The sequence below is a fragment of the Lysobacter soli genome (assembly GCF_009755585.1).
Classification (GTDB): domain Bacteria; phylum Pseudomonadota; class Gammaproteobacteria; order Xanthomonadales; family Xanthomonadaceae; genus Lysobacter_J; species Lysobacter_J soli.
This window is the reverse complement of record NZ_CP046603.1, coordinates 1,298,120-1,323,533: the sequence shown is the minus strand read 5'-3', so window position 1 is coordinate 1,323,533 and position 25,414 is coordinate 1,298,120. Positions and strand designations below refer to the sequence as shown.

Genomic DNA, 25,414 nt, shown 5'->3' with positions numbered 1-25,414 from the left:
GCGGGTTACCAGTTGTACTGCACCATGAAACGCACCGCACGCGGCGCCTGGTACACGGTCGGCGTCAGGTACGTGATCTCGCGCAGCGAGTTGCCGGTGCTGTCCTCGCCGGACTCGTCCACCGCCAGCGCGTCCTGCCGGTTGAAGACGTTGAACACGTCCACCTTCAGCGCCAGTCGTCCTTCGGCGAAGGACGGGCGATACGCCACGTTGAGGTCCAGGTTGTAGATGTCGGACGTACGGCCGGCCGTACCACGCGGCACCACGGCGCCGTCGCAGTAGAAGTAGCTGTTGCCGTAACCGATGTCGTCATCCACCGGATTCACGCCGAAGCAGTTGACCGGGCGTCCGCTCTGGTAGAGGAAGTTCGCGCCGGCCGACCACTGGTCGTTGAACTCGTAGTTGCCGAACAGCTTCAGCGTGTGGCGACGGTCGTTGGGCAGGTAGCCTTCCGAACCGATCATCAGCTCCGGATAGTCGAAGTCCTGCGTCACGCCGGTGTCGTCCTGGCCGATGTCGGACTTCACGCCACCTTCGGCGTTGCCCTTGTTCTTCGCCCAGGTGTACGAACCCTGCAGGAAGAACCTGTCGGTCAGCTGGCCTTCGGCGAAGAACTCCAGCGCCTGGTAGGTGCGCTTGGCCTTCGGACCGATGCGGTCGGCCGGGATGTACACGTCTTCCAGCGTGCCGTCGGCGTCGATGTCGATCTGGATGTCCAGGTCGCTGCCGGGGTTGTAGATGTGGCAGAACGCGAAGGCCGGGTTGTACGAGTCGATGGCGTACCCGTTCTCGTCGGCCCACTCGGCCAGGATGCGGTAATCGCACTGGTCGTCGATGCCGCGCTTGAGGTCGCGGTAGATCGCGCGCACGCCGCCGGAGAAGTTGTCCGTGATCGCCGCCTGGAAGCCGAGGATGTACTCGTCCTGGTACTGCGGGTCGAGGTTCCTGGACGTTACCGTGCGCGGATCCTTGCCGGTGCCGAACTCGTTGTTGAGGTACGACAGCGCGTCGCGCGCATCGCCCGTGGCGTGCGGGTTGATCGGTGCGCCGGTGACCGGGTCGACGCCGTCGTAGTACAGGTACTCCTGGCTGTACAGCGACGGGCTCGAACCGCGGATTGCCACGTTCGAGGCGATCGGCAACGCGTAGCGACCGGCGTTACCGAAGATCTTGAACGTCGAATCGCCGTTGACGTCCCACGAGAAGCCCAGGCGCGGACCGAACTGGTTGTCCTGCTTGACGTAGGTCTGGCCTTCACCGTTCTTGTTCTCGAAGCTGTCCCAGCGCAGGCCGACGTAGGCGATGAAGTTGTCGGTGATGCTCCAGTTGTCCTCGACGTAGAACGCGCGCGAATCGACCTCGACGTTCGCGCCGGTCTGGAAGACGCGACGACGCACCATCTCCTCGTCGCGGCGGACCACGTAACGCCATGCGGCGCCGCCCTCGCTCGCCTCGCCGTCGCGCGACTTGAACGTGTCGGTGTCGTAGCCGAAGCGCAGCAGGTGCGCGCCCAGCTGCCATTCGGCATCGATGCGGAACTGCTCGCGCTTGTCGCGTGCGTCCTGCAGGCCGAGGTTGTGCGCGGTGGTGTCTGCGCCGGTCAGGAACGCGCACGAACTGGTGTACGCCGGAATGAGTCCGGCGACCGCGTCGGGGCGACCATCGGTCACCAGCGGGCAGCCCTGCGCGCCGACGATACCGGTGGCGTTGTCGGGGCTGACGTTGCCGTCGTAGACCAGACGCTGGCCGGCGGCGTTCACCGCGTAGTTGTTGCGCTTGTACTCGCCGGTGCCGTACAGCGCGCTCAGCGTGAAGGTGTCGGTGAAATAGCCCGTGTACTTCAGGACGTAGTTTTCGCCGCCGTTCTCGTCGTGCACCGTGCCCAGGTAGTTCTGGCGGACGCTCTGGCCCTGCGGATTGGAGAAGACGTCGCGCTCGCTCTCCTTCTTGTCGGAGAAGCCGGTGAATTCCAGCAGGTTGGCGTCGTTGATGTTCCAGTCCAGCTTGACCAGCCAGTTGGGGTTCTTCGCGGTTTCGCTGTCGTTGGCGACGCTGATGTTGTCGCCGAAGTTGCGGATGCCGCTTTCGCGGCCGTACTGCACCAGCGCGTAGCCGAACAGCGTGTCCTTCACCAGCGCGCCGCTGGCCCACACCGACGCGATGGTCTCGTCGCCGAGCTTGTCGCGTGAGTTGTCTTCCACGAGCAGGCCGCTGGGCGAATAGCGGCTCTTGCCGTCGCCGCGCAGGCTTTCGGGCGTGTAGAAGATGTTGCCGCCCGCGTGGAACTCGTTGGTGCCGCGCTTGGTGATCAGGTTGACCACGCCGCCCAGCGCGCGGCCGAACTCGGCGCCGTAGCCGCCGGTCTTGATCTGCTGCTCGCCGATCGCCTCGAACGGGATGTTGGCGAAGTTCAAGCCCTTGAACGAGTTGGTGATGTTGAAGCCGTTGACGAAGTAGGCGTTCTCGGCCACCGACGCACCGCCGAACGAGGCGAGGTTGCCGAAGGCCGCATCGCCCTTCACCGTGCCCGGCGCCAGCAGCGCGACGCTGGTGACGTCGCGCGGCACCGGGATCTTCGCGATCTGCTCGGCGGTGAGGATGGTGGTCGATTCCACCGACGAGACGTCGATGGGGTTGACCATCGCCATCGCGGTGACCTGCACCGCGTCCAGCGTCGTCGCGCCGCTGGCAGCGGCTGCGGCGAAATTCACCGACGTACCGGTACCGACGTTGACGGTGACGTTCTCGCGCGTCGAGGTGGTGCCGTCGGCGCGTTGCAGGGTGACGCGATAGTTGCCCGTCGGCAGTGCGGACGCGCGGTACGAGCCGTCGCTGCCGACGCGGATCTCGCGTTTGAAACCGGTCGACGGATTCTCGACCAGCACGGTGTCGCCCGCCTGCGCCTGGCCGAAGACGGCGCCGGCCGTATTCGACTGGGCGTGGACGTTAGTCGCAAAACAAAGGCCAAGCGCTACCGTCAGCGCGCTGCGTCGCAGCGCACGATTCATCGTTGTTCTTGCCACGTTTTGGATCCCCTAAGTGATGGGTATGCCTTCCCCCCGAAGGCGAGCCGAATATGACTTTCGGCATCCCGGCGCTTCAATGCACGCGACGTGAAATAGTCTTAATCAAGCCATAACAGGCGGATTCAGAAAGTTCTGGCGACAACATCGGCAAAGCCGAGAGGGGCTTTCCGGACAAAACGGCGCTTGCCCGTACGTTGCGGTTGCTCTAGCGACGTGGTGCGTCGCGGCAGGGAGGGGCTCCCGGCGACCTTGGAGGCGTCCCGCGGCGAAGACGCCCGATCCCGTACAATTCCGCCGTTTGCCCACCCACCACCGAGGCCCCCATGTCCCAGCTCGCCTATCGCCGTGTCCTGCTCAAACTTTCCGGCGAGGCGCTGATGGGGGACGAAGATTACGGGATCGACCCGAAGATGATCGGCCGCCTCGCCCGCGAGGTGATCGAGGCGCAGCAGGCCGGGGCCGAAGTCGCGCTGGTGATCGGCGGCGGCAACATCTTCCGCGGCGCCGGCCTGGCTGCAGGCGGCATGGACCGCGTGACCGGCGACCAGATGGGCATGCTCGCCACCGTCATCAACGCGCTGGCGATGCAGGACGCGCTGGAAAAGCTCGGCGCCCGCTGCCGCGTGATGAGCGCGATCAAGATCAACGACGTGTGCGAGGACTACATCCGCCGCCGCGCGATCCGCCACCTGGAAAAGGGCCGGATCGCGATCTTCGCCGCCGGCACGGGCAATCCGTTCTTCACCACCGATTCGGGCGCGGCGCTTCGCGCGATCGAGATCGGCGCGGACCTGCTGCTGAAGGCGACCAAGGTCGACGGCGTGTACGACAAGGATCCGAAGAAGCACACCGACGCGGTGCGTTTCGAAAAGCTCAGCTACGACGAGGTGATCGCCCGCGACCTGCAGGTGATGGACACCGCGGCCTTCGCCCTCTGCCGCGACAGCGACCTGCCCCTGCGCATCTTCGATATGGGCCAGCCGGGGCAGCTACTGAAGATCCTCAACGGCGAACATATCGGCACGCTGGTGCAGGGCCGCAACAACTGAGAGCCCGTGCTTGGGCCCCTCTCCCACCGGGAGAGGGGTTGGGGTGAGGGTCGGTGAGGGCCAACCTCCACGTTTGCGGTGCATGCCTCCCCATGCCGGAAAGCGAAAATCGATCCCGGCGCTTGCCGCGATGACGTCTGAAAAGGCCGCCTCGACGGCTGGATCGCTGTAATAGAGTCCGCGCCGATGCCCATGCCACCATCCAGTGCATGGGCCACGGACACCATCACGACCACACCGCGATCAGCTCGACGCGCGCCTTCGCCGCCGTCACGCTGATCAACCTCGCCTACACCGCGCTCGAAGCCGGCTACGGTTTTGCGACCAACTCGCTCGCGCTGCTGTCGGACGCGCTGCACAACTTCGGCGACGTGCTGGGCCTCGGCCTGGCCTGGGGCGCGGCGGCGCTGGCACGACGCGCGCCCACCGACCGCCACACCTACGGCTGGCGCCGTGCCACGCTGCTTTCGCCGCTCGCGAACGCCGTGCTGCTGGTCGGCTTCTCCGGCGCGCTGGCCTGGGAAGCGATGCGCCGTTTCAACGCGCCGCCGCAGATCCCGGCGCTGCCGGTGATGATCGTCGCGGCGATCGGCATCGTGGTGAATCTCGGCGCCGCCTGGCTGGTACGCGAGGGTCATGAGCAGGACCTCAACCGTCGCGGCGCGTTCCTGCACCTGATCGCCGATGCCGCGGTATCGCTCGCCGCGGTCATTGCAGGCGCCGGCATCTGGTGGCTGGGCTGGGAGTGGCTCGACCCGGCGATCGCGTTGCTGGTGAGCGTCGTCGTCGCGGTGGGCGCCTTCGGGCTGCTGCGCGACGCCTTCAACGCCGCGATGGACGCGGTACCACCAAGCATCCGCCAGACCGAGGTGCAGGACTTCCTTGCGTCCCAGCCCGGCGTGCAGGCCGTGCACCACCTGCACATCTGGTCGCTCGGGGCGGGCGAAATCGCGATGACGGCGCACCTCGTGCGCCCCATGGCGGGCACCGACCTGGGCGAACACGACGCCTTCATCGACCGGCTGAACCGCGAGCTCGACCAGCGTTTCGGCATCAACCACCCGACCCTCCAGGTCGAGCTGGGTCGCGCGTGCGAACACGATCGTCACGACCGCGCCCCGCACGGGGCCCACGAGCACCGCCACCCGCACGGCCACGACCACGACCACGCCCACTGAGGCGGCCCGCCCGGATCACGTTCCGTCCACGCGCCGGCCGCGACCCGCGGGCGGGGACGCGCTGCGTGCCTATATAATCCCGCGATTACCGCAACAGGACCGGAGCCGGCGATGCTCAACGACATCAAGAAAGACGCACAGACCCGCATGGCCAAGAGCGTCGACGCGTTTCGCCACGACCTGATCAAGATCCGCACCGGGCGCGCGACTACCGCGCTGGTCGATCACCTGAAAGTGAACTACTACGGCTCCGACATGCCGCTCTCGCAGGTCGCCACCGTCGCCATTTCCGATGCGCGCTCGCTGACGATCACCCCGTGGGAGAAGCAGATGGTCGGCGCGGTCGAGAAGGCGATCCTCGCCTCCGACCTCGGCCTCACCCCGAACACCGCCGGCACCGTGATCCGCCTCAATCTCCCCGCGCTGACCGAGGAGCGCCGCAAGGAGCTGTCCAAGCTCGTGCACTCGGAGAGCGAGAACGCCAAGGTGGCGATCCGCAACATCCGTCGCGACGCCAACCACCAGGTCAAGGAACTGCTGAAGGACAAGCAGGTGACCGAGGACGACGTGGCGCGCGCCGAGACCGAGATCCAGAAGATCACCGACGCGGCGATCAAGGACGTCGACGAAGTGGTCAAGGCGAAGGAACAGGAACTCATGGCGGTCTGACGGGTCAGAGCCCCGTCATGTCGTCCGACCCTGCCACCTCAGCCGTCCGCGTCCCGCGCCACCTCGCCGTCATCATGGACGGCAACGGGCGCTGGGCGGAGCGTCGTCGTCGCCCTCGCGCGATCGGCCATCGCGCCGGCGCGCGCGCGGTCAACGTGTGCATCGACTTCTGCCTCGAGCGCGGCATCGAGGCGCTCACCCTGTTCGCATTTTCCAGCGAGAACTGGGGCCGCCCCGAGGATGAGGTCGGCGCGCTGATGAAGCTGTTCCTCGGCGCGCTGGAACGCGAGGTCGACGAACTCGACCGCCGCGGCGTGCGCGTGCGCTTCATCGGCGAGCGCGAGCGCTTCAGCGAGGCGATCGGCCGGCAGATGTCGGCCGCCGAGGACCGCACCCGCGCCAACACGCGCCTGCACCTGACCATCGCCGCCAGCTACGGCGGGCGATGGGACATCGCGCAGGCGGCACGCTCGCTCGCCCACGACGTCGCCGCAGGCCACCTGGATCCGGACGAGATCGACGAGCGCGCACTCGCGTCGCGCATGTCGCTGGCCGAGCTGCCTCCGCCGGACCTGTTCATCCGCACCGGCGGCGAAACGCGCATCAGCAACTTCCTGCTGTGGCAGCTGGCGTACACCGAGTTGTGGTTCACCGAGCTGTTGTGGCCCGAATTGGATGCCGCCACACTGCAGCGCGCCCTGGACGACTATTCCGGCCGCCAGCGCCGCTTCGGCCTCACCGGCGCGCAGGTCGCGCCGGCCCCGACCAACGAGATTTCCGAATGACCCGAACCCGCCTGCTCGCCGCACTGGTGATGGCGCCGGTCGCGATCGCCGCGATCCTGCTGCTGCCCACGCCCTGGATGGTCGCGGTCGCGGCGGTGCTGTTCCTGGCGGGGCTGTGGGAGTGGTTCGACCTCGCCGAGATCGAAGACACGCTCGCCCGCACCGTGCTGCTGGTCGCCCACCTCGCGGTGATGGTCGCCATCGTGTGGGCGTCGCGTTCGTCCACGGGCTACAGCATGGTGCTGTTCCAGCTCGCCTGCGTCATCGGCGTGGTGTGGTGGCTGCTGGCACTCGTGTGGCTTGGACGGTACGAATTCGCCAGCGACCACGAAACCTACGCGCGCGTCTTCAAGCTCGCGGCCGGTGCGCTGAGCGTCATTCCGGCGTGGTGCGCGCTGGCCTGGATCCATGCCGGCCAGCCCAACGGTCACCGCTGGCTGCTCACGGCGCTCGCCATCGTCTGGGCTGCCGACAGCGGCGCCTACTTCGCCGGCCGCAAACTCGGCGGCAAGCTGTTCGGGCCGCGCAAGCTCGCGCCGCGCATCAGTCCGAACAAGACGATCGAAGGCCTGATGGGCGGCGTGCTCGCCGGCATCGTGGTCGGCATCGCCTTCGCGCTGCTGGCTGGCGCGACGCCGAACCAGCTGCCGGCGGTCGCACTGGTGTCGTTGGTGGCCGTGCTGTTCTCCGTGGTGGGCGACCTGTTCGAAAGCCTGCTCAAGCGGCACGCGGGCGTGAAGGATTCCGGCCACCTGATTCCCGGCCATGGCGGCATCCTCGACCGCATCGACGGCGTGCTCGCCGCGCTGCCGGTCTTCGCCGTCGGCAAGGCGTTCCTTGGTTTCTGATCCGATGGTTCCCGCTTCCGACGATCGCGATCTTCCGATGGGCGTGCACTGACATGCGCCGCGTCGCCGTCCTGGGTGCCACCGGTTCGATCGGCACGTCCGCGCTGGACGTGATCTCGCGCCATCCCGAGCGCCTGCGCGCGTGCGTGCTCGCCGCCGGCAGCAATGCGGCCGCGCTCGTCGAGCTGTGCCGCCGCCATCGTCCCGATCACGCCGTCATCGCCGACGAGGCCGCCTTCGCGACATTGCGCGACGGCTTGCGCGACTCCGGGCTGTCGACGCGCGCCCATTGCGGCGACGACGCGCTGGAACACCTGGTCGCGAGCGACGAATGCGACACCGTCGTTGCGGCCATCGTCGGCGCCGCCGGGCTTCCGTCGACGCTCGCCGCCGCGCGCGCGGGCAAACGCATCCTGCTGGCGAACAAGGAATCGCTCGTGCTCGCGGGCGAATTGCTGATGCAGGCCGCGCACGCCGGTGGCGCGACGATCGTTCCGGTGGACAGCGAACACAACGCGATCTTCCAGTGCCTGCCCGACGCGCATGCGCATGCCGGGCTGCGTCGCATCCTGCTGACCGCGTCGGGCGGCCCGTTCCGCGGCCGTCGTCGCGAGGACCTCGGCGAGGTCACGCCGGAGCAGGCCGTGGCCCATCCCAAATGGTCGATGGGCCCGAAGATCTCGGTCGACTCCGCCACCCTGATGAACAAGGGGCTGGAGGTCATCGAGGCGCACCACCTGTTCGGCGTCGACGGCGACCGCATCGAGGTGCTGGTGCACCCGCAGAGCCTGGTGCATTCGCTCGTGGAATTCGTCGACGGTTCCACGCTCGCCCAGCTCGGCCTGCCGGACATGCGTACCGCCTTGGCGGTCGGGTTTGGCTGGCCCGAACGCATCGAGTCGGGCGTGTCGGGCCTGGACATGCTCGCGCACGGCCGGCTCGACTTCGAGCCGCCGGACCTGGACGCCTTCCCTTGTCTTCGTCTGGCGTTCGAGGCGCTTCTGGCGGGCGGCACCGCGCCGGCCGTCCTCAATGCCGCCAACGAAGTGGCCGTTTCAGCATTTCTTCAGCGCCGCATCGGTTTCCTAGCGATACCCGCGCTGGTCGAGGACACCCTCGCCGCGCTCCCTTCCACCCCGGCGACGTCGCTGGCGGCCCTGCGCGATGCCGATGCACAGGCACGACGCCATGCCGCACAGGCCGTCGCCGCCTGCGCATGACCACCTCCGGCCTGAGCCCGCATCGCCATGAGTGAGTTCCTCGGCTCCATCTGGTGGTTGATCGTCGCGATCGGCGTGCTCGTGACCTTTCACGAGTTCGGGCACTACTGGACCGCGCGACGCAGCGGCGTCAAGGTGCTGCGCTTCTCGGTCGGCTTCGGCAAGCCCCTGTGGATGCGTCGTGGCAAGGACGGCACCGAATACGTGATCGCGGCGATCCCGCTCGGCGGCTACGTCAAGATGCTCGACGAGCGCGAGTTCACCGTGCCGCCCGCGCTGCAGCCGCAGGCGTTCAACCGGCAGCCGGTGTGGAAGCGCATCGCCATCGTGGCCGCTGGCCCGATCGCCAACCTCATCCTGTGCGTGGCGTTGTTCTGGGCGATGTTCGTGGTCGGCCGCGCCGACTACGCGCCCGTCGTCGGTCACGCCACCGGCATCGCGGCGTCGGCCGGCCTGCGCCAGGGCGACACGATCCTCGCCGTGGGCGACCGCCAGACACCGACGTGGAGCGAGGCGGTGATGGCGCTGATTCCGGCCGCGCTCGACCACGCCGACACGACGGTGCGCGTGCGAACCGACTCGGGCAGCGAAGCCACGCGCGAACTGCATCTGTCCAACCTTCCTGCGACGTTCGACGAGCGCCGCGCGGTCGAGGTGATGGGCCTGACGCCGCGCTACATGCTGGTGCCGCCCCTGGTGGGCCGCGTCGCGCCGGACACGCCCGCGTGGGGCGTGCTCGCCGAAGGCGACCGCATCACCGCGATCGACGGTCAGCCCGTCACGGCATGGGACGACATCGGCCCGCGGGTGCAGGCGCTCGGCGAGCATGGCGGTCCGGCGATGATCGAAGTCGAGCGCAAGGGCGATCGCCTCGCGCTGGAGATCGCGCCGGCGCGCATGAAGCACGCGCAGACGGGCCAGGAGTACTGGGGACTGGGTGTCGCCGCGGCGATGCCACCCGAACCGGCAAAGGATGCCGTGCTGCGCTACGGCCCCATCGCCGCCATCCCCGCCGCGTTCCGCGAGAGCGTCCACCAGACGCAGGAATTGTTCGCGATGATCGGCCGCGCCTTCACCGGGCGCGTGTCGGTGCAGAACACCGTCGCAGGCCCGATCACCATCGCGCGTGCCGCGAACATGTCCGCCCAGAACGGTGCGGCGTGGTTCCTGCAGATGCTGGCGATGCTTTCGCTCAGCCTGGGCATCCTGAACCTGCTGCCGATCCCGATCTTGGACGGCGGTCACCTGCTGTATTACCTTATCGAGCTGGTCAAGGGCAGCCCGGTCAGCGAACGGGCGATGGCCGCCGGACAGTACGTGGGCCTGGCGCTGATCGCCGGCCTGATGGGCCTGGCGTTCTACAACGACATCATGAACAACCTGGTGCGCTGATGCCGGACACCTGCCTGCGCCGATCCGCTTTCGCCTCGAACCGACGCCCGGCCCCGGGCCAACACGACCCTCAACCGGACGTATCAATGACGCCAACGCCGCCCCGCCGCCTGCTCGCCCTCGCCCTGATCGCGGCGATGGGTTCGACCGCCCTGCCTGCCCTGGCACAGTCGGCCGATCCGTTCGCCCTGGCAGGCTCGCCGCAGTCGACCGCGTCCGTCGGTACGTTCACCGTCAGCGACATCCGCATCGACGGTCTGCAGCGCATCTCCGCCGGTACGGTGTTCACCTACCTGCCGATCGAGCGCGGCGACACGATCGACGCCTCGCGCGTCGGCGAAGCGATCCGCTCGCTCTACAAGACCGGCTTCTTCGAGGACGTCAACGTCGGCCGCCAGGGCGACATCCTCGTGGTCACCGTGACCGAGCGCCCCGCGATCAACAAGCTCACGCTGACGGGCAACAAGGACATCAAGAGCGAAGACCTGCTCAAAGGCCTGAAGGAAGCCGGCCTGTCGGAAGGCGACACCTTCGACCGCCTCGCGCTCGATCGCGTGACGCAGGAACTGACGCGCCAGTACAACAACCGCGGCAAGTACAACGTCGAGATCAATCCGACGGTCTCGCGCCTGGACCGCAATCGCGTCGACATCACGATCACCGTCAAGGAAGGCAAGGCGGCCAAGATCCGCCACGTCAACCTGATCGGCAACGAGAAGTTCGAAGAGAAGGACATCCTCGACAGCTGGGAGTCGAAGGAGCACAACTGGCTGAGCTGGTACCGCCGCGACGACCAGTACTCGCGCGAGAAGCTCTCCGGCGACCTCGAGAAGCTCAACTCCTGGTACCTGGACCGTGGCTACGTGGACTTCAGCGTGGACTCCACGCAGGTCTCGATCAGCCCCGACCGCCAGGACATGTTCCTCACCGCCGGCATCACCGAGGGCGAGCAGTACAAGGTCGCCAGCGTGCAGGTCACCGGCGACACGATCCTGCCGAAGGAGCAGATCGAGCGCCTGGTGCTGGTCAAGCCCGACCAGATCTTCTCGCGCCGCCTGCTGGAAATCAGCTCCGACGCGATCGTCAACACGCTCAGCAACGTCGGCTACGCGTTCGCGCAGGTCAATCCGATCCCGGACGTGAACCGCGAGAACAAGACCGTCGGCATCAACATGCAGGTGGTGCCGGGCCCGCGCGTCAACGTGCGCCGCCTCACCTACAAGGGCAACAGCCGCACCAGCGACGAAGTGATCCGTCGCGAAATGCGCCAGTTCGAAGGTTCCTGGTATTCGCAGGCCGCGATCGACCGCTCGAAGATCCGCCTGCAGCAGCTGGGCTACTTCGAAAGCGTCGACGTCGAGACCGTGCCGGTGCCGGGCACCAACGATCAGGTCGATGTCGTCTACAACCTCAAGGAAACCACGTCGGGCAGCTTCGTGTTCGGCCTGGGCTTCTCGCAGCTGTCGGGCCTGACCGCGCAGGTGCAGCTGTCGCAGACCAACTTCCTGGGCAGCGGCAACCAGGTGTCGGTGCAGGCGCAGCGCAACGACTACATGCAGCGCTACGACTTCTCGTTCCGCAACCCGTACTTCACCGACAACGGTCTGTCGCTGGGCTACAACCTGTGGTGGCGCGAGCTCGACTACTCCGACTTCAACACCGCGCAGTACTCGACCAACTCCGGCGCCGCGCAGGCGGTGTTCGGCCTGCCGATCACCGAGACCGACACGGTCACGGCGATGCTGGGCGTGGACACGAACGAGATCCTCGTCTTCCCGGGCTCCACGCCGGCGAGCATCGTGGACTACGTGCTCGCGATGGATCGCCAGACCTTCCACGCCTGGCGCGCGGAAGTGGGCTGGGGCCGCAATTCGCTGGACAGCTTCCTGACACCGACGCGCGGCATGCAGCAGCGCGTGTGGCTGGAAACCACGCTGCCCGGCTCGACCGCCGAGTACTACAAGCTCAACTACAACATCTCCAAGTTCTGGCCGCTGTCGCGCCACTTCGTGCTCAACACGCGCGCCGAACTCGGTTACGGCGACAGCTACGGCAACGACAAGACGCGCAACCTGTGCCGCACCGCGGGCAACTACAGCTGCGTGGAGGGCGATGACGACTTCATCCGCACCATCACGGCCAGCGGATTGCCGTTCTTCGAGAACTTCTACGCCGGTGGCGTGCGCTCGGTGCGCGGCTTCACCGACAACACGCTGGGTCCGCGCGACGCTCCGGCTGGCAACCCGAATTACCTGCAGCCGATCGGTGGCGCGTTCAAGACGGTGGGCTCGCTGGAAATGTACTTCCCGACCCTGCTCGACACGCCGGCCGCGCGCGTCTCGGCGTTCTTCGACGTCGGCAACGTCTACAAGGACTACGACGCCTTCGATGCGGGCGACCTGCGCATGTCGACGGGTATCGCGCTGATGTGGCGCTCGCCGATGGGTCCGATCTCGATCAGCTACGCGTTCCCGATCAAGAAGCAGGACACCGTGTACGACGCCAACGGCAACATCGTCACCGAGGGCGACGAGCTGGAGCGCCTGCAGTTCACCTTCGGCGGTACGTTCTGACGGCACCGCCGATGGCGTCCGTCGCGTACACGGCCGACGAACTGGCGCAGCGTTACGGCCTGCGCCTCCACGGCGATGGCGCCGTGGGCGTGGATGGCGTCGGCACGCTCGCGCGCGCCGGCGCCTCGCAGCTGGCGTTCCTCGCCAATCCGAAGTACCGCAGCCAGTTGGCGCAGAGCCAGGCTGGCATCGTCGTCATGCGCGAGGACGACGCGGCCGGTTACGACCGCACCGCACTGATCGCGCGCGATCCCTACGCTGCATTCGCCAAGATTTCCGCCCTGTTCGAACCGCGCCCCGTGCGCGATGCAGGCGTGCACGCATCGGCCGTGGTCGATCCGTCGGCCAGCGTCGATCCGTCCGCGCACGTCGGCCCGTTCGTCAGCATCGGCGCGCGCAGCCGCGTGGACGCCGGCGCGATCGTCGGTCCGGGCTGCGTGATCGGCGAGGACTGCGTCGTCGGCGCCGGCAGCGAACTCGTCGCACGCGTCACGCTCGTTGCGCGCGTTCGACTCGGCCAGCGCGTCACGATCCATCCCGGTGCCGTGCTCGGCGCCGCGGGCTTCGGTCTGGCGATGGAAGCCGGCCGCTGGCTCAACGTGCCGCAGCTCGGCGGCGTGACCGTCGGCGACGACTGCGAGATCGGCGCCAACACCTGCATCGACCGCGGCGCGATCGAGGACACGGTGCTGGAAGAAGACGTGCGCCTGGATAACCTGATCCAGATCGGCCACAACGTCGTCATCGGCGCGCATACCGCCATTGCCGGCTGCGCCGCGGTGGCCGGCAGCGCGCGCATCGGCCGCTACTGCCTGATCGGCGGCGCCGCGGGCGTGGTGGGTCACCTGGAAATCTGCGACAAGGTCGTCGTCACGGCGATGAGCCTGGTCACCAGTTCGATCCGCGAGCCGGGCGAGTACTCCTCCGGCACGCCGCTGATGGACAACCGCAGCTGGCGCAAGAACGCCGCGCGCTTCAAGCAGCTGGACGCCCTCGCCCGCCGCATCGGCGGTCGCGGCACGGCCGACTGACCGCTCGCCACGCGCCGTACCGGTCCGTCCGGGCGTCCGCGCACCAGTCGCGGTACGATTCGGCCCTCACGAAAAAGCCGGCACGGCCGGCACCGGACGTCGCGCACGAGGCGCGGCCATCGATGCGCGGGATGCGCTGTCAAGGATCACCATGAGCCACAACGTGCAACTCCCGCTCGACGTCGTCGAGATCCAGAAGCTGCTGCCGCACCGCTATCCGTTCCTGCTGGTCGACCGCGTGGTCGAGTTCGAGCCGAACAAGCGCGTCCTGGCGTACAAGAACGTCACCGCCAACGAGCCCTTCTTCCAAGGCCATTTCCCGGGCCATCCGGTGATGCCCGGCGTGCTGGTGGTCGAAGCGCTGGCGCAGGCCGGCGGCGTGCTCACGCAGCTGTCCAACGGCAGCACGGCCGACGGCCGCCTGTTCTACCTGGTGAAGATCGACAACGCGAAGTTCTCGAAGATGGTCGTGCCGGGCGATCGCCTGGACCTCGAGGTCTCGCTCAAGCGCGTGATCCGCAACGTCGCGATCTACACCGGCATCGCCAGCGTCAACGGCGAGCAGGTCGCCTGCGCCGAAGTCGTCTGCGCCGAAGCCAAGGGTTGAGGCCATGACCGCGCCGCGCATCCATCCCAGTGCCGTCGTCGAAGCCGGTGCCCGACTGGGCGACGGCGTGGAAGTCGGCGCGTTCTGCTACATCGGCGCCGAGGTCGAAGTCGGCGACGGCACGATCTTCGGCCCGCATTGCAGCGTGCACGGCCCTACCCGCATCGGCCGCGAGAACCGCTTCATCGGGCACTGCGCCATCGGCGGCGAGCCGCAGGACAAGAAGTACCACGGCGAGCGCGTCGAGCTCGAAATCGGCGACCGCAACCTGTTCCGCGAATTCACCACGATCAACCGCGGCACCGGCACCGGCGGCGGCATCACGCGCATCGGCCACGACAACTGGTTCCTCGCGTACACGCACGTCGCGCACGACTGCATTATCGGCAACAGCTGTGTGTTCTCGAACAACGCCACGCTCGCCGGCCACGTCACCATCGGCGACCACGTGATCATGTCGGGCTTCGCCGGCGTGCATCAGTTCTGCCGCATCGGTGCGCATGCGTTCATCGGCATGGGCGCGCTGGTGAATGGCGACGTCCCGCCGTTTTTGATGATCGCGCAGGACGGCTACGGCCGTCCGCGCGGCATCAACAGCGAAGGGCTGAAGCGTCGCGGTTTCGACGCCGACCGCATCAGTGCGATCAAGCGCGCTTACCGGGCCGTGTACATGTCCGGCGGCTCGCTGGAAGACGCGCGCGCGAAGCTCGCGGAACTGGCGGCCGACAGCGAGGATGCGCGCGCCTTCCTGGCGTTCATCGAAAGCAGCGAGCGGCCGCTGCTGCGTTGATCCGCGATTCTGGATCCGTGGGGCGCATGCCGCTCCACCGCTTTGCCGCTGAACGCGCCACCTCGCCGGACGCCGCGACGCCCCCGGGCTATCATCCGGGCGCGCCCGCCGAACACCGCCTGCCTTGAACCGCTCCGAATTCCCCGCCCCCGCCGACCGCCCCCTGCGCATCGCACTGTGCGCGGGCGAAGCCTCGGGCGACCTGCTCGGCGCCGGGCTCGTCGCCGAACTGCGCAAGCGCTTTCCCAACGCCGAGTTTGCCGGCATCGGCGGCGACCAGATGCGCGCGGCCGGGCTGGACAGCTGGTTCGACGCCTCGGAACTGGCGGTGATGGGCTTGGCCGAAGTGCTTCGCCACCTCCCGCGCCTGCTACGTCTTCGTCGCGAGTTCCGCGAACGCCTGCTCGCTTGGAAGCCCGACGTCTTCATCGGCATCGACGCACCCGACTTCAACCTCGGCGTCGAGCGCTGGCTTCGCGAGCGCGGAATACGCACCGTGCATTACGTGAGCCCGTCGGTGTGGGCCTGGCGCGAGAAGCGTGCGGAGAAGATCGGCCGCAGCGCGGATCGCGTGCTGTGCCTGTTCCCGATGGAACCGCCGATCTACGCGCGCCACAGCATCGATGCGCGTTTCGTCGGCCATCCGCTCGCCGACGAGATGCCGCTGGAACCGGACCGCGACACCGCGCGTCGCCGGCTCGGTCTGGATGCTACGCGTCCTGTGCTCGCACTGTTGCCGGGTTCGCGCGTGGGCGAGATCGAACGGCTCGGCCCGGACTTTCTTTCCGCCGCGTCGAAGCTGCTCGCGCAGGATCCGACGTTGCAGGTCGTCGTGCCCATGGCGAACGAACACGCGCGCGCGGCGTTCCAGCGCGTGCTCGCCGCGCATCCGGACAGCGTCGCGCTGAGCGCAGCGCTGCGCGTGCTCAACGGGCAGGCGCGCACGCTGATGATCGCCAGCGACGCGATCCTGCTCGCCTCGGGCACCGCGACGCTGGAAGCCATGCTCGCCAAGCGCCCGATGGTCGTCGCCTACAAGGTCGCGCCGCTCACCTACACGCTGGTGAAGGGCCTCGGCCTGTTGAAGGTCGCGCACTACTCGCTGCCGAACGTGCTCGCCGGCGAGCCGGTCGTGCCGGAACTGATGCAGCAGGACTGCACGCCCGACAACCTCGCCGCTGCGGTCGCGCCGTTCCTGCGCGATCCGTCCGCAAGCGCGGCGCTCGAACCGCGTTTCCGCGAACTCCACCTGCAATTGCGGCAGGACGCCTCCGCGCGCGCCGCCGACGCGGTGGCCGAATTGATCGGAGCCCGCCATGTCGCCTGACGGTTCGCAGCTCGCTCTGGGACTTCCCGCACGCGACGGCGGCGCACCGCCGCGCGTGGCCGGCGTGGACGAGGCCGGGCGTGGTCCGCTGGCCGGGCCCGTCGTCGTCGCGGCCGTCGTGTTCGCGCCCGGTCGCACGCCGATCAATGGGCTCGACGATTCGAAGCAACTCACCGCGCAACGTCGCGAAGTGTTGTACGAGCGCATCATCGAACGCGCGCTCGCGTGGCACATCGAGTTCGTGACGCACGAGGAAATCGACCGTCTCAACATCTACCACGCGACGATGGCCGGCATGAGCCGTTCGATCGCGTGCCTCCACCATCGCGTGGACGTGGTGCGCATCGACGGCAACGCGCTGCCACGCGGCCTGCCGTGCGCCGCGGAAGCCTGGGTGAACGGCGACGCGCGCGATCGTTCGATCATGGCCGCATCGATCCTCGCGAAGGTATCGCGCGACCGCTACATGCAGTCCCTGCACGAGCGCTTCCCGCTCTACCGCTTCGACCAGCACAAGGGCTACAGCACGCCGGTACACCTGTCGGCGCTGCGGGAACACGGCCCGTGTCCGGAACACCGGCGCAGCTTCGCGCCGGTGCAGGCGGCGTGCCGCGGCGAGGCCGAGCCCGCGCTGACCGACGAGTTGCCGCTGGCAGCGGCTACTTGATGATGACGGCGGGGTCGACGGTCTTGCCGTTGGCCTGGATGCCGTACTTGAACTGCTGTCCGGGTTCGCCGCTGATGGTGGCCGACAGCTTGTAGCGCCTTGCGACGCTGGCAGCCTTGAGCTGTGCGAGTTCCCTTCCCGTGGTCTTGTCGGAGAAGACCAGGTTGAACGCGGTCGTGCGATCGACCGGGTCGCGCCAGACGATGGTCGCGCCGCTGTCTATGTAACATTCGTTCGGTACGGCCGACGGCGTGCCGTCTGGCGCGTATTGAACGTCGACGTATACCGTCATCGGTCCTTTCGTCCCGTTGTTCCTGTTTGGGCAGGCCTCGCCGTCGGCCGCAGGCATCCGTGCCGCGGCCACTGATGCCTGCATCGCCTTGCCCGTGCTGCATCCGGCAACGAACGTGAGCGCAGCGACGGCGGCGACCGCCATCGCGGACGGGATCGTTTTCATTGTTCTTCTCCTTGGAATGGCGCCCGGGGGGAGCGGGCGGGGACGACGGACGGCTACTGCGCCGTACCGGTTTCGCGTCTGGATTGCGGATCGACCTTCGCGGTCAAGGCTCGCAGTAACGGCGAGGCATCGATGCGCTGCTGCGGAATGCCGTGCTTGAGTGCGAAATCGACGTGCTGGCGCGCGGCGGGCGCGTCGCCCAATCGCGCCATCGTCTGGGCGCCGAGCAGCGCGACCTCGCCGCGTTCGGTGCCGAGCGCTTCGGCCTTGGCCTGCAAGGCGCGTGCTTCGTCGGCGCGATCGAGGTTCGCGCTGTACCACGCCACGAGCGCGAGACTCTGCGCATCGTCGGACTTCAGCTCCAGGTAGCGTCGGCCCAGGGTCGCGGCCTGCTCGTATTGCGTGCGGGTCTGCATGGCCGTGCTCCCGCTCGCAGTGAGCGCATCGCCCAGGTTTCCCCACAGGCGGAAGTCGCTGGGATCGATCTCGCTCGCATGCCGATACAACGCGGCCGCCTGCTCGTACGCGCCCTGGTCGAATTTCACCGTGCCCAGGTTGCTGAGCGCTTCGTAGCTGGGCTTGATCTGCAGCGAGCGCTCGTAGGCATCGCTCGCCTGCGCCGCGTCGCCGCTGATCGCATACAGGCCACCCAGGCTCGACCAGAGATCCGCGTCGTCGGGCGCGTATTCCAGTGCTTCGCGATAGGAGGCGATCGCGCCAGGAAAGTCCCCGTTGACCATCAGGTGGTAGCCGCGCTTCTGAGCGACCCGTGGGTCGCGCGGGGCCAGTTCGCGTGCGCGTTCGAAATACGCCATCGCGTCCTTCTCCTGCCCGCGCGCGCTCGCGACGGCAGCCAGGCCGAGGTACGCGTGCGCACGCAGCGCCGGATCGGACGCGGCACGCTCGTAGTAGCCGATCGCTTCGGTCGCGTTGCCCTGCGTGCGATGGAGGTCGCCCATCGCGAGGCTCACTTCGCGCAACGAGGGATCCATCTTCGTCGCCTGTTCGCATGCCGATTGCGCGCGCGCGAAGGCGGCACTGTCGCGCGCATCCTCGAAGCGCGTGATCTCCGCCTGGCAGATGCCCGCCTGCGCGCGCGCGAAGCTGGGGTCGATCGCCAGCGCGCCGCGATAGAAGTTGATTGCGCTGGCCGCGCCGCGCTCGTCGCCGCCGGCCTGTTCGCGCATGCGCTGTTCGCCCTTCAAATACGCGTCGTACGCGGCGACGCTGCGGGTCGGCGTCAAACGCCGTGCCAATGTCTGGCGCGCGGCTTCGATCTCGCCCGACGGCAGCACGTCGATGAGCGCCTGCACCACTTCGCCTGCGATGTCGCTCTGCAACGCAAACACGTCGCCGGTTTCCCGATCGTAGCTATGGGCCCACAACGTGAAACCCGTGCGCGCATCGGCCAGCCTCGCGCTGACCCGCACGCGCGAGCCCTCGCGGCGCACGCTCGCGCCCAGCACGGTCGCCACGCCGAGCTGCGCGCCCAGCCGCTTCACGTCGGCCTCGCCGCGGCTGGCGGAATCCGGCGCCGCGACGACCTTCAGGCCCGGAACGCCGGCGAGCGCGTCGACCATCTCCACGCCGAGTCCTTCGGCGAAGTAGTCCTCGTCGCGCGCCTCGCTGAGGCTCGTGAACGGCAGCACCGCCACGGATGCGGCGCTGGGCGCCGGCGCCGCCGGGTCGCGCTGCCCGAACCAGTAGCCACCGGCGGCGATCGCCAGCAGCGCGGCGATGGCCAGCCACCAGCGGCGCTGGTCGGACGCCTTGCGGCGCGTAGCGAAGCCGCCGTCGTTGTGAGGCACGGGGGCGGCGAACGGTGCCGGCTCGGGAATCGGCGCGACGGCCTCGTTCGCCGCAACGGCGAGCGCCTCGGGGACGGTGTGGCGGAACACGGCCACTTCGTCCTCGTGCCGTGGTTCGTCCGTGGTGGGCGGTAAGGCGTCTGCCCCGTAGAGCTGCCCGATGAACCGGTAGCCCAGCGCGTGCTGGGTCTGGATGTAGCGCGGATGCTGCGAGTCGTCGGCCAGGGCGTGGCGCAACTGGGCGATCACCCGGGTCAACACGCCCGGCGTGACATGGCGATGGCCCCAGACCTGGTCGAGCAGGTCGTCGCGCCCGACCAGTTCGCCCGCATGGCGGAGCAGGATCAGCAGCACCGAAAACGCCTTCGGCTCGACCGTCTGCTCGGTCCCGCCACGCGACAGGGTGTGCGCGGCCGCATCGACGACGATGTCGCCGAATCGATACCGTTCGCCGTTCGGCCCGCCTTGGCCTGCACTCCCGTGGGGGGTCATCGGGAAAACCTCATGGTTCCCTCATCATCCGGAGCGGACGATGTGGAAAGGCGCGCCCGGCCATCATGACTCATGGCGGGCGTCGGTGGAGCCTGACCCGGCGCCGGAAAGTTCGGTGCCACCCTCCCCCGGAGTCCCGCCATGAACGTCCTGTTCTCCATCGCCAACCCGCTTCCGCAGATCCTGCTGACCCCGTTCGACGGCCCGACCCGCCGCCGCTGCATCAACGGCTTCCAGCTCAACTCGGCCGAAGTGGACCGCTTCAACGTCCTGCTGGCCCGCGTCGGTGGCCACGCGCTGGAGACCGACCAGCTCGCGTCCGCCGGTCGCGAACTCAGCCGCCCCGGCCCGACCGACGCCGCGCCGCCGTGCATCCGCCAGCGCCTGCGCTGGATCGCCGCCGTCGAGCAGCTCCTGGCCGACCGCCAGTGGCAGCCGGCGAACGACGCGGTCGAGACCGCCGCGGCGATCGTCGACTACGCCCGCAGCCGCGACGACCTCATCCCGGACTGGATGCCGCAGGTCGGCCGGCTGGACGACGCGATCGTCGTCGAGACCGCCTGGCCGAAGCTGGCCGGCGAAGTCGACGACTACCTCGACTACGTGCGCGTCCGCAGCCGCGAAGCGCACCAGCGCGACCGCAGCCCGGCCGGCTACGCCTTCTCGCGGGCCGACTGGGAGGAAGTGCGCTACGAGGAAGCCGTCCTCGCCCAGTACGAGAAGCAGATCCGCGAAAGCAGCTTCCTGCCCGAGAGCTCCCCGATCTTCCGCGTGCACTGACCGGGAACCGCGGGCCACGCCGGAGGCCGCCGCAAGGCGGCCTCCCCCGCGCTTCGTCGGCTGAATGCGCCCGCGTTCGAAATCCGCGGACGTCCGCCCTGACAGCCCGCCCCATCCGGCGCATCATCGAGGCGCATCCCGCCCATGGCGGGACGGCCCGCGCGACGTTGCCGGCCGCGGCGCGGGTCCGGCCTGGCCGGCGAGCGAGGTGTGCCATGCGCATGTTCCATCCCACCCCGACCGCGCAGCCGCTGCCCTTCGACCACATGTACAGCGGCATGGGCGCGCGCGAGACCGCCGCCGCGATCGAGCTCAACGACGCGGCGGTCGTCCAGTTCGACCAGCTCCTCCACGAGATCCACGCCGATGCACCGCGCGTGGACACCGACCGGCTCGAGCAGCTCGCCGCGTGGCTGCTGAAACTGCCGACGCAGCAGGCGCGCGAGGTCATCGAAAGCCGCCTCGAACGCGTGCGCGAACTGCGCGCGCTCCTCGACGACGAGGACTGGGATGGCGACGAAGCCACGCATGCGCGCATCGGCAAGCTGCTGTCGTACATCGATCGCGAGGATGACCTCATCGCCGACCGCATCCCGGTGCTGGGCCAACTCGACGACGTGCTGCTGATCGAGCTGGCGTGGCCGGCCTTCGCCGATGAAGCCGAGGACTACCGCGATTTCATCGCCTATCGCGACGTGAACCATCCCGACGGCGCCGCCGACGAACGCCGCGCGGCATGGGTGCGCGAACGCCTCAACGAGGTGGCGCTGTGGCAGCACGCGATGTGGGTGCGCGAGCAGCACTACGCGCCGTGGAATCTGCCGCGCGGTTTGTTCCGGGTGGCCTGACCGACGGGGATGGGGCCGACCCGTGCCGGCCCTCGCAAGCCCCGACAGCGCGCGGTTTTTGCATCGTCCGGGGTCCCGGCCGCCGGGATCGGCTCCCGCGCGATTTCAAGTCTGCGCAGCGCGCGCCGGGGCTGCTAACCTGCCGCCAGCATGCCTGCAGTCCCTTTCGTCCATCTCCATCTCCACAGCGAATACTCGCTCGCCGACTCGACGATCCGGATCGGCGAGCTGGTCAAGCGCTGCGTCGCGCTTTCGCAGCCTGCGGTCGCGCTGACGGACCTCGACAACCTCTTCGCCGCGGTCAAGTTCTACAAGGCCGCCGAAGGTGCGGGCCTGAAGCCGATCATCGGCGCCGACGTCGGCCTGGCCGACGGCAACGAGATCGCCTCGCGCATGACGTTGCTGTGCCGCGACCGCGCCGGCTACCTCACGCTCTCGCGCCTGCTGACGCGCGCGTGGATGGAAGGCCATCGCACCGACGGCGTCGCGCTTCGCCCCGAATGGCTGCGCGAGGACAACGGCGGCCTGTTCGCCCTCGCCGGCCGCCAGAGCCTCGCCGGTCGGCTTGCGACGAGCAACCGCCACGAACTCGCCGAAGCCTGGCTGATGGACTGGCGCGGCGTGTTCGGCGAGCGGCTGCACCTGGAACTCACCCGCACCGGGCGTGAAGGCGAGGACGCGTTCAACGCCTTCGCGCTGCACGCGTCCAGCAAGCGTTCGCTGCCGGTGATCGCCAGCAACGACGTGCGCTTCCTCGATGCCGAAGGCTTCGACGCGCACGAAGCGCGCGTGTGCATCGCCTCGGGCCGCGTGCTGGACGATCCCAAGCGCCCGAAGGACTACAGCGCCGAGCAGTTCCTGAAATCGTCGGAGGAGATGCAGGCGCTGTTCTCCGACGTCCCCGATGCGATCGACAACGCGTTCGCGCTCGCCACGCGCTGCAACGTCGAGATGAAGCTCGGCGAGTACGCGCTGCCGGCCTTCCCGGTGCCGAGCGAACACACCATCGAAAGCTGGCTGCGCGGCACCGCGCGGGAGGGCCTGGACAAGCGGCTGCAGAAGAATCCGCTCGCGCCGGGCAAGACGCGTGAGGACTACGAAGCGCGCCTGGACGTCGAGCTGGACGTCATCATCAAGATGGGGTTCCCCGGCTACTTCCTGATCGTGGCGGACTTCATCAACTGGGCGAAGGACCACGACATTCCCGTCGGCCCGGGCCGCGGTTCGGGTGCCGGTTCGCTCGTCGCGTGGGCGCTGGGCATCACCGACCTGGACCCGCTGCCGTACGACCTGCTGTTCGAGCGGTTCCTCAACCCCGAACGCGTGTCGATGCCCGACTTCGACATCGACTTCTGCATGGACCGTCGCGACGAGGTCATCGACTACGTCGCGCGCAAGTACGGGCGCGACCGCGTCTCGCAGATCATCACCTACGGCACCATGGCCGCGAAGGCCGTGGTGCGCGACACCGGCCGCGTGCTCGGCCATCCGTACGGCTTCGTCGACGGCATCGCGAAGCTCATTCCGAACACGCTCGGCATCGGCCTGGACGATGCGATGGGCGAGTCGGAGGCGTCGAAGCAGGATCCGACGCTCGCCTCGTCCGACCTCATCCAGCGTTACCACGCCGAAGAAGACGTGCGCGACCTGATGGACCTGGCGCGCAGCCTGGAAGACCTCACGCGCAACGCCGGCAAGCACGCCGGCGGCGTGGTGATCGCGCCGAGCCCGTTGTCCGACTTCTGCCCGCTGTTCGCCGAACACGACGGCGAGGGCCGCGGGCGCAATCCGGTCACGCAGTTCGACAAGGACGACGTCGAAGCGGTCGGCCTGGTGAAGTTCGACTTCCTCGGCCTGCGTACGCTGACGATCATCGACTGGGCGGTGAAGGCGATCAACAAGCGCCTGGCCGACGCCGCGGCCAAGGGCATCGATGCCGGCCCGGCGATGCACTACACGTTCAAGGACGCGCCCACGCCGCAGTTCGACATCACGTCGCTGCCGCTGGACGACAAGCTCAGCTACGAGCTGTTCGCACGTGGCGACACGGTGGCGGTGTTCCAGTTCGAATCCCGCGGCATGCGCGAGCTGCTCAAGCGCGCCAGGCCCGACACGTTCGAAGACATCATCGCGCTCGCCGCGCTGTTCCGTCCCGGCCCGCTGGGCTCGGGGATGGATCGCGAATGGGTCGATCGCAAGCACGGGAACACCGAGGTCACCTACCCGCACGAATCGCTGGAGCCGGTGCTGTCGCCGACCTACGGCGTCATCGTGTACCAGGAACAGGTGATGCAGATCGCGCAGGTGCTGGCGGGCTACACGCTCGGCGGCGCCGACATGCTGCGTCGCGCGATGGGCAAGAAGAAGCCCGAGGAGATGGCGAAGGAACGCGCCAAGTTCGAAGCCGGTTGCGCCGAGCGCGGCATCCCGCCGAAGACCGCCACGCCGATCTTCGACCTGATGGAGAAGTTCGCCGAGTACGGCTTCAACAAGTCGCACTCGGCGGCGTACGCGCTGGTGGCCTACCAGACCGCGTGGCTGAAGGTGCACTACCCGGCCGAATTCATGGCCGCGGTGCTCTCCTCGGACATGGACAACACCGAGAAGGTCACCAGCTTCCTCGACGAATGCCGCGTGATGGGCCTGACGGTGCTGCCGCCCGACGTGGACGCGTCGGCGTACATGTTCGAGGCGAAGGACGCCACCACGATCCGCTACGGCCTGGGCGCGGTGAAGGGCGTCGGCCGCGGCGCGTGCGAGGCGATCGTCGAAGCACGTCGTGCGGGCGAGTTCGCCGACCTGCTGGATTTCTGCAAGCGCGTGGACAGCGGCAAGCTCAACCGCCGCGCGCTCGAAGCGCTGACGTACGCCGGCGCGCTCGACAAGCTCGGCAAGAACCGCGCGAGCCTCATGCTGCAGTTGCCGGAAGTGCTCAAGGCCACCGACCAGCTGGCGAAGGAGCGCGAAGCCGGCCAGGTATCGTTGTTCGGCGGCTTCGAAACGGCGGCGCCGGCGCTGCATCTGGACCTGCCCGAAACCGACGAGTGGCCGCTGACGCAGATCCTGCACGGCGAGCGCGAAACGCTCGGGCATTACCTCAGTGGCCATCCGTTCGATCCGTATCGCGACGAGGTTCGTGGCCTGATCGGCAACGACCTCAGCGGCCTGGAGAAGATCTGGGAAAACCGCCCCGAACAACGCGGCAGCTGGCGCCAGGAAGTCGAGACGATCGTCGCCGGCCTCGTCGTCGGCCTGCGCAAGAAGGGCGACAGCCAGATGTTCGTGCAGATCGAGGACGGTCGCGGCCGCCTGGAATGCGCGTTCTTCAACGAGAGCTACAGCGAGTTCGCGCAATTGCTGGTGCGCGACCGCCTGCTGGTGATCCAGGGCGGCCTGCGCGAGGACAGCTTCAGTGGCGGCTTCGCGCTGCGTGCCTCGCGTTGCTGGAGTTTCGAGCAGATCTGCGAGAAGCACGCGCAGCGCCTGATGCTGCGCCTGGACCTGCGCGAGCCGGGCACGATGCAGCGCGTGGACGCGCTGCTGTCGTCGTTCCGCCCCGGTTCCACCCCGATCCGCATGGACCTGCTGGTGAGACGCGGCGCCGCCGGCTCGCTCGACCTCAACGGTACGCAGTCGATCCGCGCCGACGCCGAACTCGCCGCACGCCTGCGCGCCACGCCGGGCGTACGCGCGGTGAAGCTCGCGCTGTCGAAGCCCTGGGCGAATTGATCGAAGCCTTTCGCTTCTGAGTCCACCTTCCAGGGGAGATGCGGTGCATTAGCCCCTCTCCCTGCGGGAGAGGGGTTGGGGTGAGGGGCAACGAAGCGGCGACGTCGAAACACCGCTGCAGGGAAGCGCCGCGGTGTC

The 25,414-nt window shown here is 68.2% G+C and carries 19 protein-coding genes; 16 read left to right on the top strand and 3 right to left on the bottom strand.

The features are described 5' to 3' along the window. Positions 1 to 5: 5 nt before the first annotated feature. Complete coding sequence (locus GOY17_RS06100; RefSeq protein ID WP_157029706.1) at positions 6 to 3,008, bottom strand: TonB-dependent receptor; 3,003 nt, start codon at positions 3,006 to 3,008, stop codon at positions 6 to 8. 341 nt (positions 3,009 to 3,349) lie between these two features. On the opposite strand from GOY17_RS06100, the gene pyrH reads away from it, so the two are divergent. The 13 genes from pyrH to GOY17_RS06035 all read left to right on the top strand — a co-directional run bounded on the left by pyrH (position 3,350) and on the right by GOY17_RS06035 (position 17,162). Continuing rightward, positions 3,350 to 4,075 (top strand): UMP kinase, encoded by a 726-nt coding sequence (gene pyrH / locus GOY17_RS06095; RefSeq protein WP_115840828.1) that lies wholly within the window; start codon positions 3,350 to 3,352, stop codon positions 4,073 to 4,075. 209 nt (positions 4,076 to 4,284) lie between these two features. Continuing rightward, positions 4,285 to 5,253: a cation diffusion facilitator family transporter gene (locus GOY17_RS06090; protein WP_157029705.1), complete on the top strand. Its 969-nt coding sequence runs from the start codon at positions 4,285 to 4,287 to the stop codon at positions 5,251 to 5,253. Positions 5,254 to 5,364: 111 nt separating this feature from the next. After that, positions 5,365 to 5,922 carry a ribosome recycling factor gene (gene frr, locus GOY17_RS06085; RefSeq protein WP_115840830.1) on the top strand — a complete coding sequence of 186 codons (558 nt, stop codon included), beginning with the start codon at positions 5,365 to 5,367 and terminating at the stop codon, positions 5,920 to 5,922. 17 nt (positions 5,923 to 5,939) lie between these two features. Continuing rightward, positions 5,940 to 6,707, top strand: a complete 768-nt coding sequence (gene uppS / locus GOY17_RS06080) for a polyprenyl diphosphate synthase (RefSeq protein ID WP_157029704.1) — start codon at positions 5,940 to 5,942, stop codon at positions 6,705 to 6,707. Further along, positions 6,704 to 7,555, top strand: a complete 852-nt coding sequence (locus tag GOY17_RS06075) for a phosphatidate cytidylyltransferase (RefSeq protein WP_157029703.1) — start codon at positions 6,704 to 6,706, stop codon at positions 7,553 to 7,555. Before uppS ends, GOY17_RS06075 begins: the two co-directional genes overlap by 4 nt. Before the next feature lie 53 nt (positions 7,556 to 7,608). After that, positions 7,609 to 8,775, top strand: coding sequence for a 1-deoxy-D-xylulose-5-phosphate reductoisomerase (locus GOY17_RS06070; protein WP_157029702.1), 1,167 nt, complete (start codon positions 7,609 to 7,611; stop codon positions 8,773 to 8,775). A 27-nt stretch (positions 8,776 to 8,802) separates the two neighbouring features. Beyond that, complete coding sequence (gene rseP / locus GOY17_RS06065; protein WP_157029701.1) at positions 8,803 to 10,167, top strand: RIP metalloprotease RseP; 1,365 nt, start codon at positions 8,803 to 8,805, stop codon at positions 10,165 to 10,167. Positions 10,168 to 10,253: 86 nt separating this feature from the next. Further along, positions 10,254 to 12,740, top strand: coding sequence for an outer membrane protein assembly factor BamA (gene bamA / locus GOY17_RS06060; RefSeq protein WP_157029700.1), 2,487 nt, complete (start codon positions 10,254 to 10,256; stop codon positions 12,738 to 12,740). Between the two features lie 11 nt (positions 12,741 to 12,751). Continuing rightward, positions 12,752 to 13,771, top strand: coding sequence for a UDP-3-O-(3-hydroxymyristoyl)glucosamine N-acyltransferase (lpxD, locus tag GOY17_RS06055; RefSeq protein WP_157029699.1), 1,020 nt, complete (start codon positions 12,752 to 12,754; stop codon positions 13,769 to 13,771). 151 nt (positions 13,772 to 13,922) lie between these two features. Next, positions 13,923 to 14,378 carry a 3-hydroxyacyl-ACP dehydratase FabZ gene (gene fabZ / locus GOY17_RS06050; RefSeq protein ID WP_115840837.1) on the top strand — a complete coding sequence of 152 codons (456 nt, stop codon included), beginning with the start codon at positions 13,923 to 13,925 and terminating at the stop codon, positions 14,376 to 14,378. 4 nt (positions 14,379 to 14,382) lie between these two features. After that, positions 14,383 to 15,168, top strand: a complete 786-nt coding sequence (gene lpxA, locus GOY17_RS06045; protein WP_157029698.1) for an acyl-ACP--UDP-N-acetylglucosamine O-acyltransferase — start codon at positions 14,383 to 14,385, stop codon at positions 15,166 to 15,168. Positions 15,169 to 15,292: 124 nt separating this feature from the next. Continuing rightward, positions 15,293 to 16,495, top strand: a complete 1,203-nt coding sequence (gene lpxB, locus GOY17_RS06040; RefSeq protein WP_157029697.1) for a lipid-A-disaccharide synthase — start codon at positions 15,293 to 15,295, stop codon at positions 16,493 to 16,495. Further along, positions 16,485 to 17,162, top strand: a complete 678-nt coding sequence (locus GOY17_RS06035) for a ribonuclease HII (RefSeq protein ID WP_157029696.1) — start codon at positions 16,485 to 16,487, stop codon at positions 17,160 to 17,162. Before lpxB ends, GOY17_RS06035 begins: the two co-directional genes overlap by 11 nt. Here the strand turns inward: GOY17_RS06035 and GOY17_RS06030 are convergent. Together GOY17_RS06030 and GOY17_RS06025 are read right to left on the bottom strand one after the other, a co-directional pair. Then, positions 17,155 to 17,619: a hypothetical protein gene (locus GOY17_RS06030; RefSeq protein ID WP_157029695.1), complete on the bottom strand. Its 465-nt coding sequence runs from the start codon at positions 17,617 to 17,619 to the stop codon at positions 17,155 to 17,157. The two genes, GOY17_RS06035 and GOY17_RS06030, sit on opposite strands and share 8 nt — an antisense overlap. A 53-nt stretch (positions 17,620 to 17,672) precedes the next feature. Continuing rightward, positions 17,673 to 19,919, bottom strand: a complete 2,247-nt coding sequence (locus GOY17_RS06025; protein WP_157029694.1) for a tetratricopeptide repeat protein — start codon at positions 19,917 to 19,919, stop codon at positions 17,673 to 17,675. 141 nt (positions 19,920 to 20,060) lie between these two features. Here GOY17_RS06025 and GOY17_RS06020 point away from each other — a divergent pair, with 141 nt between their 5' ends. From GOY17_RS06020 to dnaE, 3 genes are all read left to right on the top strand, one after another. Further along, positions 20,061 to 20,699: a YkvA family protein gene (locus GOY17_RS06020; RefSeq protein ID WP_157029693.1), complete on the top strand. Its 639-nt coding sequence runs from the start codon at positions 20,061 to 20,063 to the stop codon at positions 20,697 to 20,699. Between the two features lie 221 nt (positions 20,700 to 20,920). Further along, entirely contained in the window at positions 20,921 to 21,547 is a 627-nt protein-coding gene (locus GOY17_RS06015) for a YkvA family protein (protein ID WP_157029692.1), read from the top strand. A 150-nt stretch (positions 21,548 to 21,697) separates the two neighbouring features. After that, positions 21,698 to 25,276 carry a DNA polymerase III subunit alpha gene (dnaE, locus tag GOY17_RS06010; protein WP_157029691.1) on the top strand — a complete coding sequence of 1,193 codons (3,579 nt, stop codon included), beginning with the start codon at positions 21,698 to 21,700 and terminating at the stop codon, positions 25,274 to 25,276. Positions 25,277 to 25,414 lie beyond the last annotated feature (138 nt).